Below are 12,817 nucleotides of genomic sequence, written 5' to 3' on the forward strand. Positions count from 1 at the left end.
GGAGACTCACTCCCGCACCACCAGAACACGCTCGCGTGTCCTTGATTGCCACCTGCTCACCACCCCATACTTGGCCGACTCAGCTCGAGACCGCTCAGTGATGGAAGCCCGTGGCGGTCTCCTTGTCGTGGGTCAAGGGGCCCGGCTGGCGGCGCAGTTCGGGCAGCAGCAGACCGAGGTCCTCCACGAACAGCTCGGCGAGATCGGCGGAGAAGCCGTTGCGGCACACCACACGCAGCACGGACAGGTCCTGCCGGTTCTCGGGGAAGGTGTACGCGGGCACCAGCCACCCCTTCTCCCGCAACCGCCGGGACACATCGAAGACGTCGTACGCCGTGACGTCCTCGGCGGTGGTGAAGGCGAAGACGGGCAACTGGTCGCCCCGGGTGAGCAGTCGGAAGTCGCCGAACTTCGCCACGCGGTCCGCGAGCCCGAGGGCGACATCCCGCGTGGACTGCAGGACAGCCCGGTAGCCCGCGCGGCCGAGCCGAAGGAAGGTGTAGTACTGCGCGACGACCTGGGCGCCCGGACGGGAGAAGTTGAGCGCGAAGGTGGGCATGTCGCCGCCGAGGTAGTTGACCTGGAAGACGAGTTCCTCGGGCAGCTCGGCGGCGGACCGCCACAGCGCCCAGCCGACCCCCGGGTAGACGAGCCCGTACTTGTGCCCGGAGGTGTTGATCGACGCCACCCTCGGCAGCCGGAAGTCCCACACGAGATCCTCGTCGAGGAAGGGAGCGACCATGGCGCCGGACGCGCCGTCGACATGCACGGGCACATCCAGGCCCGTACGTTCCTGGAGCCCGTCGAGCGCCGCGCACAGCTCGGCGATCGGCTCGTACGACCCGTCGAAGGTGGACCCGAGGATGCCCACGACCCCGATGGTGTTCTCGTCGCACAGCGCGGCGGCGGCCGCCGGATCGAGGTGGAACCGGTCACCCTCCATGGGCACCTGCCGTGCCTCGACCTCCCAGAAGGTGCAGAACTTCTCCCAGCAGACCTGGACGTTGACGCCCATGACGAGATTGGGCCGGGCGTCCGCCGAGGGGTACCGGTCGGCGTTCCGCTTCGCCCACCTCCGCTTGAGGGCCATCCCGGCGAGCATGCAGGCCTCGCTGGAGCCGGTGGTCGAGCAGCCCACGGCGGTGGCCGGATCCGGGGCGTTCCACAGGTCGGCGAGCATCGCCACGCACCGCCGCTCCAGCTCTGCCGTGCGCGGGTACTCGTCCTTGTCGATCATGTTCTTGTCCCGGCACTCACTCATGAGGACCCCGGCCTGCGGTTCCATCCAGGTGGTGACGAAGGTGGCGAGATTCAGCCGGGAGTTGCCGTCCAGCATCAACTCGTCGTGGACCAGCTGATACGCGGTGGCGGGCGCCAGCGGCTCGTCCGGGAGCCGATGCCTGGGCGGGGCCTCGGTCATGCCGCCGACCGGGTTCGCCTCACCGTAGAAGGGGTTCACGGCGAGCCGGTGCCGATCGTTCCGGCTGCCCTCTCGATGCAGTGGCATGCCTTCGACGGTAGGCCGGGGGAGAGGGACGCGCACCTCATGGGGAGCCCAGGACGGTGCGAGAGGGGGACGTGTTGTCCGTTGCCCCTGCCTACTAATCTGCCCAGGGGGGCCACAGGCACTAGCGCGGGAGGGAAGACGAAGTTGCCCACCCTTGAGTACTTGATCAATGACAGCCCCCGGCTGCGGCTGCGGTTCCTTCAGCCCGGCCACGGCCCCCGTTTCGGCACGACCAGGGTCACGGAAGTCGTCGTACGGCCGGTGAGCGACCTCCCGCACGCGCTCACGGACTCCTCGATCGAGAACGGGACGCTGTTCCTGGTCCCCTTGGACTCGCCACAACCGTCACGGGCCACGGACCGGACCATCGAGCACCTGATCCGGCTCCTGGCCCGGCGCAAGGCGGCCGGGCTCGTGCTGGGCACTCACGGGCACAGCCTCCAGACCTTCCCCGAGACCACCCTGGCGGTCGCCAACAGCCTCGGGCTCCCCCTGTTGACGACCTCCGCGGACACCGCCGCGTGGGCCCGCGTCAACGAGGAGCTGCGGCTGCGGCGCGCCGAGTTCGCGGAGCGGCAGGTCGGGCATCTCGACGGTCTCCTCAACCGTCTGCCGACCAGGCTCGCCGACCCCACCGCGATGCGGCGCATCGCCGACTGGCTCTCCGTGGCCCTGGACGCCGAGGTACTCGTCACCTCGGCCCGGCGCGGTGTCCTCGCGGCCGCGCCGGACAGCGCACCGGCCGCCCTGGCCCACGCCGTCATCACGGGAACCCACACCGCCACCGCACCGGCGCCGGGCGCCCCGGCCGGCACCATGCACACCCGGATCGTGTCCCTCAGCCCCGGCTCTCCCGGCGCCGATGACGAGGCCCGCCTGGCCATCACCTCCCCCAACGCCTTCGACACCGCGGCCGCCGCGCTGATCCAGCACGCGGCGAAACTCCTGGGGCTGTGCGACCAGGCCCGCCGGGAACACCAGGCCAAGGCCGAGACACCGCGATCGGTACGGCACGCCGCGTTCCAACTGCTCATGCGCGGCGAGACGGTGCTGGCCCAGGTCGTCTACACGGGGGCCGCGCAAGCGCTGCTGGACACGGACACCGCCCGCGTCTTCGTGGTCGACACGGGACCACAGGACCGAGAGGCCACCCTGCGGTGGTGTGAGACAACCCTGGCCGAACAAGCCCTCGTGGCGCCCTGCCCGGGCAAACCGAAGCACATCCTCGTTCTCGACCCCGTCACCCCCGTCAACCCTCTCGACCCGACCCACGACAACGACCGTGTGGAGACGGTCCTGAGAGACATGATCGCGGCCCGCCAGGGCCATCTGCTGGGCCAGAGCCGACCGCACCGTCTCCCCGAGATAGCGAACGGCTATCGGGAGGCGCTGACCGCGGTGGCCGACGCGGCCATGACCCCGCACCGGATCAGTCTGGGCGGATCCGAGACCAAGTTCGCCCCGCTGCTGCCCAGAAGAGAGGCCAGAGCCTGGGCCGCCGACCTCATGGCCCCGCTGCTCGACGCCTTCCCGGGCCGGGGCGACGAGCAGAAGATGCTGCTCGAAACCCTCCCGACCGCCTTGAGTTTCAAGGCGACCGAAGCCGCGGGCGGCCTCGGTGTCCACCGGAACACGGTCACCCAGCGGCTTAACAGAGCGGGAAAGATCCTCTCCCTCGACCTCCGCGGCTCGGCCAACGACCGCATCCTGGTCCTCCTCGCCCTCGACATCCTGGCCCTGCCGAACACGGACGACGGCACGGACAGCGGCATGGCCGAGGGCACGGACGACAACGCGCCGCCCCCGATCGCCGCCCCCGACTTCGCCGCCCTGATGATGAGGGGAGCCGCTGACGGCGCGGTCAAGTCCTGGGCGCAGGAGCGGCTTCGCCCCGTACAGGCCGATCAGCGGGATCTCGTCGAGACCCTCTGCGTATGGCTGGAACACAACCTCAGCACCAAGCAGGCGGCCCGCGCCCTGGCCTTGTCCGAAGCCACCATCCGCAACCACACCCGGGACGCGGCCGCCCTCCTCGGCATGGACTTCTCCACGAAGATGGTCGGCGTCCATGACACCGACGTAGTGACCGTGGCGGACATCGCGCTCGCCCTGCACGTCCTGCTCGGCCGCCCCGCCCTGACCCAGCCGATCCGCCACGGAAACGGAAACCCTCCGGCCGGATGAGCCTGCGCACGTGCCCCAACACATGCGCAGGCGGTCCTGATGCCGCCGCTTCCCCGCCGATGGACGATCCGCCGGCCCGCACCCCCGTGACGGGCCACGCGTCTCGCCCACTGTTCCGGTTGACCGAGACTCACCTTAGGAAGGCCGCCAAGGGCAGGCCATTGCACAAGTGCACGGTCGGCGCGGCGACGCTTTGCGTAGTGCACTGCGAACCGCCCACAGCGCCCCCGCAGTGCGTTTCGACACCCCGGCGACTTACCGAAGTGCACGGCTTGCACCTCACGTGGCGTGAGGACCCAGCCTGGAGCGCGTACCGAGAAACGGAGAACCGAGAAGGGGAAAGGAAGCGGAAGCATGAGCTACACCGTGGGACAGGTCGCCGGATTCGCCGGTATCACGGTGCGCACACTGCACCACTACGACGAGATCGGCCTGCTCGTACCGAGCGAGCGCACCCACGCGGGCCACCGCCACTACGGCGACGCCGACCTCGACCGGCTCCAGCAGATCCTGTTCTACCGAGAGCTCGGCTTCCCCCTCGACGAGGTCGCGACCCTGCTCGACGACCCGGCCGCGGACCCGCGCGAACACCTGCGCCGCCAGCACGAACTGCTGACCGCCCGGATCGAGAAGCTGCAGAAGATGGCCGCGGCCGTGGAACACGCCATGGAGGCACGCAAGATGGGCATCAACCTCACGCCCGAGGAGCGGTTCGAGGTCTTCGGCGACAAGGACCCCGAGCAGTACGCCGAGGAGGCGGAACAGCGCTGGGGCAATACGGAGGCGTACGCCGAGTCACAGCGCCGCGCCGCGAGCTACACCAAGGAGGACTGGAAACGCATGCAGGCCGAGGTGGCCGACTGGGGCGAGCGCTACGACGCCCTGATGTCCGCCGACGAGCCGCCGACCGGAGAGGCGGCCATGACCATGGCCGAGGAACACCGGCAGCACATCTGCACCTGGTTCTACGACTGCCCGTACGAGGTGCACCAGGGCCTCGGTGAGATGTATGTCTCCGACGAGCGCTTCAAGGCGTTCTACGACTCCATGCGCCCCGGCCTCGCCGAACACCTGCGGGACGCCATCGTCGCCAACGCGGCCCGCCACGGGAGCTGAGTGGCCCACAGCTTGGTCTCAGTGCGCCCACAGGGCACTCTGGAGGAACCGGTGGAACCTGGTGGGGTGACCGCGCGTTGATAGCTTTGGTCACCCCTATGGGTGCCACCCACAGGTCTTCACCTCTTCCTCACCCCCAGGAGCCCGGAACCGTGACGACGATCGCCCTCGGACCGAGCTGGTTGGATCCGAACTATCTGCTCGACTCGTTCGGTATCTGGGGCCTGCTCCTGATCGTGTTCGCCGAGTCCGGGCTCCTCATCGGCTTCTTCCTGCCAGGTGACTCACTGCTCTTCACCGCGGGCATGCTGATCGCGTCGAAGACGCTGGGCTTCCCGCTGTGGCTGGCAATCGTCTTGATCTGCGTCTCCGCCATCCTGGGCGACCAGGCGGGCTACATGTTCGGCAAGAAGGTCGGCCCCGCCCTGTTCAAGCGGCCCGACTCCCGCCTGTTCAAGCAGGAGAACGTCACCAAGGCCCACGAGTTCTTCGAGAAGCACGGCCCGAAGTCCCTGATCCTGGCCCGCTTCGTGCCCATCGTGCGTACGTTCACGCCGATCATCGCGGGCGTCAGCGGCATGCGGTACCGCACATTCCTGATCTTCAACATTGTCGGCGGCATCCTGTGGGGCGCGGGCGTCACCCTCCTCGGCTCCTGGCTCGGCAAGATCGAGTTCGTCAAGAGCAACATCGAGGCGATGCTGCTCCTGATCGTCTTCCTCTCGGTGGTCCCGATCATCATCGAGTTCTGGAAGGCCAGGAAGGCCAAGAAGAACCAGCCCAAGCCCACCCCGGCCCCGCACCCGCAGGCGCACGCCATGACGGACGACGCCACGACCCAACTCCGCCGCATCCCGTCGAACGACCAGCCCCAGCAGCAGCCGTACGACCAGAACCAGGGCTACGGAAACGAGGGTTACGGCAACCAGGGCTACCAGGACTACGGCTACCAGCAGCAGCCCCCACAACAGCCGTACGCCCAGCAGTACCCGCAGGGCAACCAGTACCCGCAAAACGAGAACCAGGGCTACCAGGGCCAGAACTACCCCCAGTACTGATCACCGCCGGATGACACCCGCGCCCCCAAAGGGGCGCGGGGCTGTGACATTTGCGGCTCCGCCGCGTGGGCGCGACAAGCCCCCACGGGCCCGCAGTCGCTCAAAAACCAATGCCCCCCGAGCTGGTAGGCGCTCAGAACCCCCGAGTCCGCTTAGCAGCCTTCCGCCCAGCCCGCGCAGCGCCCGGCAAGAACAACCGGAACAACTCGGACCCCAGGTTCACGCCGATCGCAATAGCCATGGCCAATGCCGCAGCCTTGGTCAGCGAAACCAACCCGGCGTCCACATCATTCTGCGCGAACGCCAGCAACCCGAAATAGGTCGCCGACCCTGGCAACAGGGGCCCGATCGCCGCAGTCGTGTAAGGCAACGCCGAAGCGAACCGATACCGCGACAACAGCTGCCCGAACAGCCCCACCACCCCCGCCGCCACCGCCGTAGAGGCGACCGGCGAGATCTCACCCGCGTCATGCATGGCCCCGTAGACGGCCCAAGCCACCCCGCCGTTCAACGTCACGACGAGCACGGTGGATCGTTCCTGCTGAAGCAGCACCGCGAAGGTCAACGACAACAGCATGGACGCGACGAGCTGCCAGACGGGCCGCTCGGCGCTGCCGAGCGCCGCGTCGGGGTTGAGCTGGGCGCCCACCTTCACGCCGAAGTACAGGACGAGCAGCACGCCCACCACGATGCCCACGAAGAGGTACATGACCTCCAACAGCCGGGCGGAGGCGGTGATGTAGTAGCCGGTCAGCCCGTCCTGCACGCCCGCCACGAGCGCCCGCCCGGGCAGCAGAGCGAAGAGCCCACCGGTGATGACGGCGGAGGCCGCCACGTCGACGTGCGCGACGGTCAGGGCCACCCCGATCGCGGCCGGCGGCATCGCGGCCACCAGGAACTGGTAGAACTCCGGCAGCCCCCGCCCCGAGCACACCCACGCCAGCCGGTCGCCGAGCATCGCGCCCAGTGCGGCGGCGACGAAGACGACGACCCCACCGCCGACCAGCACGGACGCGGCGCCCGCGAGCAGCCCGCTCGCCCCGGTCAGCACCCAGCCGGGATACGGGTGCCGGTTGCGCCGTATCTCGGCGAGCCGCCGGTACGCCTCCTCCAGCGAGATCGCGGTCACCGGGTCGCTGAGGTCGTCCACCAGCTGGAACACGGCCGCGAGCCGGGTGTAGTCGGTGGCCCGCCGCCGTACGATCCGGGAGGCCGTGACGGGGTCGTCCACGAGCGACGGCTGGTAGGTGATCGACAGCTGGGTGAAGGTGACGGTGGGTTCGCAGCGGTCGAGGCCGTAGGACCGGCAGACGGCGAACATCGCCGCCTCCACGTCCTCCGCGCCCTCGCCGCCCGCGAGCAGCAGTTCGCCGATGCGCAGCGTCAGGTCGAGCACACGCGGCACGGCGGGCCCCGGCTCGTCCTCCGTCCGCGCCGGCCGCTCCGGCGCCGGCCGCTCCGCCACCGGCATCCGCAGCATCGTGCGCATCCGGTCCTGCCAGGGCACGTCCTTGGTCAGGCTGACGGCCGGGATCCCACTGGGCGGCGTGAAGGCGTCCGGCGCGAACCGCGCACCGGCGCCGTACGTCCGAGGCGTACTGAACGCGGACCCCTCGGGCTCCTGGGAGACCGGCTCGGGCGGCGCCAGCCCCTCCGGCAGGGCGAACTCGGAGGTCGTCTGCGACTCGGACTCCGTGGCGGCGGCCGGTACATCCAGCCCGGCGGGGATCGCGAACTCGGACGTCACCGACGACTCGCTGTCGACCACCGGCCTGTCCATCACCGGCGCGAGGCGCACCGGCACGAAGGAACCGCTCGCCGCGTCCGACACCGGCTTGCGGTCCTCGGGTTCCGTCACTCCCACTTCGCCGCGCTCCCTGTACGACACCGCTCACTCCGCCTCAGTATGCGCACCGATACGCAAGCAGGCCGCGTGCTCCTGCGGGAACACGCGGCCTGCTCACTTCAAAACGCACGCGCCGCAACCATCAATTGAGAAACCACGATGGCGAGCAACCAACTCCGCGAGAGCGGCGCCGGTTTAGGCGCAAAGGGGTGTTCAGTGACCGCCCTGCTCCTTGAAGCGCTTGTACGACTTCTCGACCTCGGCCTCGGCCTCGGCGCGGCCGACCCAGTCGGCGCCCTCGACGGACTTGCCGGGCTCCAGGTCCTTGTAGACCTCGAAGAAGTGCTGGATCTCCAGGCGGTCGAACTCCGACACGTGGTGGATGTCACGCAGGTGCTCCACGCGCGGGTCGTGCGCGGGCACGCACAGCAGCTTGTCGTCGCCGCCGGCCTCGTCCGTCATCCGGAACATGCCGATCGCACGGCACTGGATGAGGCAGCCGGGGAAGGTCGGCTCGTCCAGGATGACCAGCGCGTCCAGCGGGTCGCCGTCCTCGCCGAGGGTGTTCTCGACGAAGCCGTAGTCGGCCGGGTAGCTGGTCGAGGTGAAGAGACGACGGTCCAGGCGGATCCGACCGGTCTCGTGGTCCACCTCGTACTTGTTCCGCGAACCCTTCGGAATCTCGATCGTGACGTCGAACTCCACCGGTGGCTCCTCCATGATCAACACATCGTTCTGGTGGTTAAGTGTCCCTCACGCAGGTGTGTGATCGCGAAAGGGGCTGGTGGTCGTGCCTGAACCGAAGGTCTGGCGGGCCGCGAGACCGCATGTGGTGCGGGTCGCGCGCGCCGTGAAACCGGGGGTCGTACGCGTCGGGCGCGCCGTGCAGCCCGGTGCCGCGCGCGTCGCACAGGCCGTGAAACCCGGTGTCGTACGCGTCACGAGCGCCGTCACGGCACGCTCTTCGCAGCTCGCGAGGAACACGAAGAAGCTCACGACCCTCCAGTTCACCGCCGGCGCGGCAACCCTGGGGCTGGTGCTCACGGCCGGAGCGGTGGCCGCCGCCGGTCCCTGGGACTCCAGCGGTCAGCGTACGGCCGAGCGCGACTGGGCGGCATCGCGCGGTGGCGAGGGTGGCGCAGATCACGGACGTAATTCCGGTACGTCATCCGATACGGCGGCGGGGGCGCCCAAGCCCGCGCCGAGCGCTCCCACCGTGCTGTCCGGCCTCGGCGGCGCCTCCGGCGCGGGGTCCGCGCCCGACGGTGACGCCCTCGCCGCCGCCCTCGACCCGCTGCTGAACGCCCCGGCGCTCGGCCCCCGCCGCGCGGCCGCCGTCGTCGACGTCGCGACCGGCGAGCTGCTCTACGCCAAGGGCGCCGACGACGCCCTCACTCCCGCCTCCACCACCAAGATCGCCACCGCCGCGGCGGCCCTGAGCGCGGCGGGCCCCGACCACCGCATCGAGACCCGTACGGTCCTGGAGCCCGACTCCGCCGACGTCGTCCTCGTCGGCGGCGGCGACCCCACCCTCACCGCCGACAAGGACCCGGACGGCTACGCGAGCCTGCGCACCCTCGCCGACGAGACGGCCACCGCCCTCGAAAAGCGTCACCTGAACGAGATCACGCTCACCTACGACACGTCCCTGTACGAGGGCCCCGAGATCCACTCCATCGGCCCGAACGCCAACCTCGCCCCCGTCACGGCCCTGATGGTCGACGAGGCCCGCCTGAACGACTCCTCCAGCGGCCCCGCGGACCGCAGCACGGCCCCGGCGGCGGACGCGACCGCGGCATTCGCGGATCTCCTGGAGGACCGGGGCATCAAGACGAAGACCCAGGGCCCCGGGGAGACGACGAAGAACGCCAAGGAACTCGCCGCAGTCTCCTCCCCGCCCCTCTCCACCCTCGTCGAGCGCATGCTCACCAACAGCGACAACGACATCGCGGAGGCCCTGGCCCGCCAGGTCGCGCTCGCGACGGACGAACCGGCCGGCTTCGAAGGCGGTGCGGCAGCGATCAAGAAGGAACTGAAGAAGCTCGAACTCCCCCTGGAAGGCGTCGATTTCGCAGACGGCAGCGGCCTCAGCCGCGGCAACGAGCTCACCCCCGCCCTCCTCACCACCCTCCTCGCCAAGTCCGCCGCCCCCTCCCACCCCGAACTCCGCCCCGTCCTCACCGGCCTTCCGGTAGCCGGCTTCACCGGCACCCTCACCACCCGCTACACCCCCGACGCCACCGGCACAGGCGTAGTACGAGCGAAGACAGGCACCCTGACCGGCGTAAACACCCTGGCAGGCACAGTGGTGGACGCAGAAGGCCGCCTCCTCTCCTTCGCCTTCCTGGCCACAGAGACAACAGACGCGACAGCAGCACAGAAGGCCTTGGACACAGCAGCATCAACCCTGGCGACGTGTGGCTGCCGCTGAGCCTGAGGGAAAAGCAAGGGGCGCAGCCCCACGCTTTTCAGGGGCGCGGGGCTGTGTCGATTTGCGGCTCCGCCGCGTGGGCGCGAGCAACCCCCACCCACCCGCACGTACCCAACCCTCCCAAGGCCCCCCACCCCCCATGGCCTGCCCCAAGCGGCAGCGCTCCCGTACGGTTGACGACATGACTCGTATCGGTGGTGCCGAGATGGTCGACTGGAATCTCGCGGTGGCGACCGCGACCCGGCTCGTGCGGCCGGGCCCCGAGGTGAGCCGCGACGAGGCCCGGGCCATCGTCGCCGAGCTCCGCCGACACGCGAAGGCATCCGAGGAACATGTGCGCGCGTTCACGCGGATGCTCCCCGACACGGCCGACGACACCCCGGTGCTCGTCGTCGACCGCCCCGGCTGGGTGCGCGCCAATGTCGCCGGCTTCCGTGAGCTGCTGAAACCCCTGCTGGACAAGATGCAGGAACGTCGCGGCAGCACCCCTGGCGGCGCCGTGCTGGGCGCGGTGGGCGGCAAGGTCACCGGCGTGGAGCTGGGGATGCTGCTGTCGTTCCTGGCCTCCCGGGTGCTCGGCCAGTACGAGACGTTCGCCCCGGCGACCCGTGACCTCCCGGCAGGGGAGAACGGCGGCGGCCGGCTGCTTCTGGTCGCGCCGAACATCGTGCACGTGGAGCGCGAGCTCGACGTACAGCCCCACGACTTCCGGCTCTGGGTGACTCTCCACGAGGAGACGCACCGGACGCAGTTCACGGCGGTGCCGTGGCTGCGGGACCACCTGGAGGGCGAAATCCAGTCGTTCTTGGGGGAGACCGAGGTCGACCCCATGACCGTCCTGGAGCGCATCAGAGAGGCCGCCCAGTCACTCGCGGGTGGTCGGCCCGAGGGAGAGGTGGGCGACGACAGTCACTCGATCGTGGAGTTGGTGCAGACCCCCGCCCAGCGAGAGATCCTCGGCCGCCTCACCGCCGTCATGTCGCTCCTGGAGGGCCACGCCGACTTCGTCATGGACGGGGTGGGTCCGGCGGTCGTGCCGTCCGTCGCCGAGATCCGCGAGAAGTTCCAGCAGCGACGCGCGAAGGGCGCCTCGCGCCTGGACCTCGCTCTGCGCAAACTGCTGGGTCTGGATGCCAAACTCAGGCAGTACCGGGACGGGGAACGGTTCGTACGGGCGGTCGTCGAACAGGTCGGTATGGACGGTTTCAACCGTGTGTGGACCTCCCCGAACACCCTGCCGACCAAGGCGGAGATCGCCAAACCGGCGGATTGGATCGCGCGGGTGCATCGCAAGGCCGATTCGTGAGCCGCGCGCGAGCGTGGTGAACGGATCCGGCCGACGGCAGGCAAACGCCCCTTCAATCACCCGTCCGAGGGACCGTGAGCCATGGGTAGGCGTGCAATGCTCGGGGAACGGCCCGGTTCTGTCACCATCTACACACTCTGAGTGACCGAACCTCGGGCTCACCCCCCCCGACAATTTCATGAAGGGAACCGGACATGGGTCCCCACCCCGCGGTCGCGGCGATACGCCTGGCGGTCCGCCGCGTACTCCACGACCTCCTCACCGAACACCACACGAACGCCGACCGTCGCACGCCCGCCTACGCGACCCCGGGCGCGCTTTCCGTCGCGGGCGCACAACCGGTGCCCACGCCCCCCACGGCCGCACCCTCCGCGACCGGGTCCGCCCCGCACGAGCAGCTTCCCCCGCCGCTCGTGCTCGTCGCATGCTCCGGTGGCGCCGACTCCATGGCGCTCGCGTCCGCCCTCGCCTTCGAGGCGCCCAAGCTCGGCATCCGGGCCGGCGGCATCACCGTCGACCACGGCCTGCAGCCGGGCTCCGACCTGCGCGCCGAGGAGGTCGTGCTGCGCCTGCGCGAACTCGGCCTGGACCCGGCCGAGTCCGTCGCCGTGACCGTCGGCCGTGACGGCGGCCCCGAGGCCGCCGCCCGCGACGCCCGCTACACCGCCCTGGACGCCGCCCTGGAACGCCACGGGGCCACCGCCGTCCTGCTCGGCCACACCCGCGACGACCAAGCCGAAACCGTCCTGCTCGGTCTCGCCCGCGGCTCCGGCATCCGCTCCCTGTCCGGCATGGCCGCGGTCTCGGGGGCCGACGGCCGCTACCGCCGTCCCTTCCTCGCACTCGACCGGCAGACCGCCCGTAACGCCTGCATGGCCCAGTCCCTGCCCGTCTGGGACGACCCGCACAACGTCGACCCCGCCTACACCCGCTCGCGCCTCCGCCACGAGGGCCTGCCCGCCCTGGAGAAGGCGCTCGGCAAGGGCGTCGTCGAGGCCCTCGCCCGCACGGCCCAGCTCTCCCGCGACGACGCCGACGCCCTCGACACCTGGGCCCGTCAGGCCGAGGCCTCCGTCCGGGACGCCTCCGGTCTCCTGGAGTGCGCGAAGCTCTACGCCCTGCCCCCCGCCGTGCGCCGCCGCATCCTGCGCCGCGCCGCCATCGAGGCCGGCGCCCCGGCCGGTTCCCTCTTCGCCCGGCACATCGAGGAAGTCGACCGTCTCATCACCGGCTGGCGCGGTCAGGGAGCCATCAATCTCCCCGGCCGGGTCGTCGCCCAGCGCCAGGGTGGCAGACTGGTGATTCGGCAAGGCTGAATCCGGACGCCGACGGGGCCCCTCACACGGGCCCCCGGCCCCCCTCGTACGTA

Annotated in this window: 9 protein-coding genes; 6 read left to right on the top strand and 3 right to left on the bottom strand. The window is 70.0% G+C overall.

Annotation, left to right across the window (positions count from 1 at the left end; translation table 11 throughout):
• Window positions 1-94: 94 nt before the first annotated feature.
• Window positions 95-1,507 carry a glutamate decarboxylase gene (gene gad, locus F3T56_RS34150; RefSeq protein WP_149829221.1) on the bottom strand — a complete coding sequence of 471 codons (1,413 nt, stop codon included), beginning with the start codon at window positions 1,505-1,507 and terminating at the stop codon, window positions 95-97.
• 162 nt (window positions 1,508-1,669) lie between these two features.
• Here gad and F3T56_RS34155 point away from each other — a divergent pair, with 162 nt between their 5' ends.
• The 3 genes from F3T56_RS34155 (at window position 1,670) to F3T56_RS34165 (ending at window position 5,865) form a co-directional block, all read left to right on the top strand.
• Window positions 1,670-3,691, top strand: a complete 2,022-nt coding sequence (locus tag F3T56_RS34155) for a helix-turn-helix domain-containing protein (RefSeq protein ID WP_246204188.1) — start codon at window positions 1,670-1,672, stop codon at window positions 3,689-3,691.
• Between the two features lie 354 nt (window positions 3,692-4,045).
• Entirely contained in the window at window positions 4,046-4,807 is a 762-nt protein-coding gene (locus tag F3T56_RS34160; RefSeq protein WP_149829223.1) for a MerR family transcriptional regulator, read from the top strand.
• Between the two features lie 152 nt (window positions 4,808-4,959).
• Window positions 4,960-5,865 (top strand): DedA family protein, encoded by a 906-nt coding sequence (locus F3T56_RS34165; protein ID WP_149829224.1) that lies wholly within the window; start codon window positions 4,960-4,962, stop codon window positions 5,863-5,865.
• Window positions 5,866-5,998: 133 nt separating this feature from the next.
• On the opposite strand, the gene F3T56_RS34170 is transcribed toward F3T56_RS34165, so the two are convergent.
• On the bottom strand, window positions 5,999-7,723 hold the full coding sequence (locus F3T56_RS34170) for a threonine/serine exporter family protein (RefSeq protein ID WP_172639275.1): 1,725 nt from the start codon (window positions 7,721-7,723) through the stop codon (window positions 5,999-6,001).
• A gap of 201 nt (window positions 7,724-7,924) precedes the next feature.
• The gene (locus tag F3T56_RS34175; protein ID WP_149829273.1) at window positions 7,925-8,416 is read right to left on the bottom strand and encodes an inorganic diphosphatase; all 492 of its coding nucleotides are present in this window, start codon (window positions 8,414-8,416) and stop codon (window positions 7,925-7,927) included.
• Window positions 8,417-8,495: 79 nt separating this feature from the next.
• On the opposite strand from F3T56_RS34175, the gene dacB reads away from it, so the two are divergent.
• The 3 genes from dacB to tilS all read left to right on the top strand — a co-directional run bounded on the left by dacB (window position 8,496) and on the right by tilS (window position 12,764).
• Window positions 8,496-10,142 (top strand): D-alanyl-D-alanine carboxypeptidase/D-alanyl-D-alanine endopeptidase, encoded by a 1,647-nt coding sequence (gene dacB, locus F3T56_RS34180; protein ID WP_149829225.1) that lies wholly within the window; start codon window positions 8,496-8,498, stop codon window positions 10,140-10,142.
• 181 nt (window positions 10,143-10,323) lie between these two features.
• On the top strand, window positions 10,324-11,448 hold the full coding sequence (locus tag F3T56_RS34185; RefSeq protein ID WP_149829226.1) for a zinc-dependent metalloprotease: 1,125 nt from the start codon (window positions 10,324-10,326) through the stop codon (window positions 11,446-11,448).
• Window positions 11,449-11,642: 194 nt separating this feature from the next.
• The gene (tilS, locus tag F3T56_RS34190; protein WP_149829227.1) at window positions 11,643-12,764 is read left to right on the top strand and encodes a tRNA lysidine(34) synthetase TilS; all 1,122 of its coding nucleotides are present in this window, start codon (window positions 11,643-11,645) and stop codon (window positions 12,762-12,764) included.
• The last annotated feature ends 53 nt before the right edge of the window (window positions 12,765-12,817 follow it).

The organism is Streptomyces tailanensis (assembly GCF_008386495.1).
Lineage (GTDB): Bacteria > Actinomycetota > Actinomycetes > Streptomycetales > Streptomycetaceae > Streptomyces > Streptomyces tailanensis.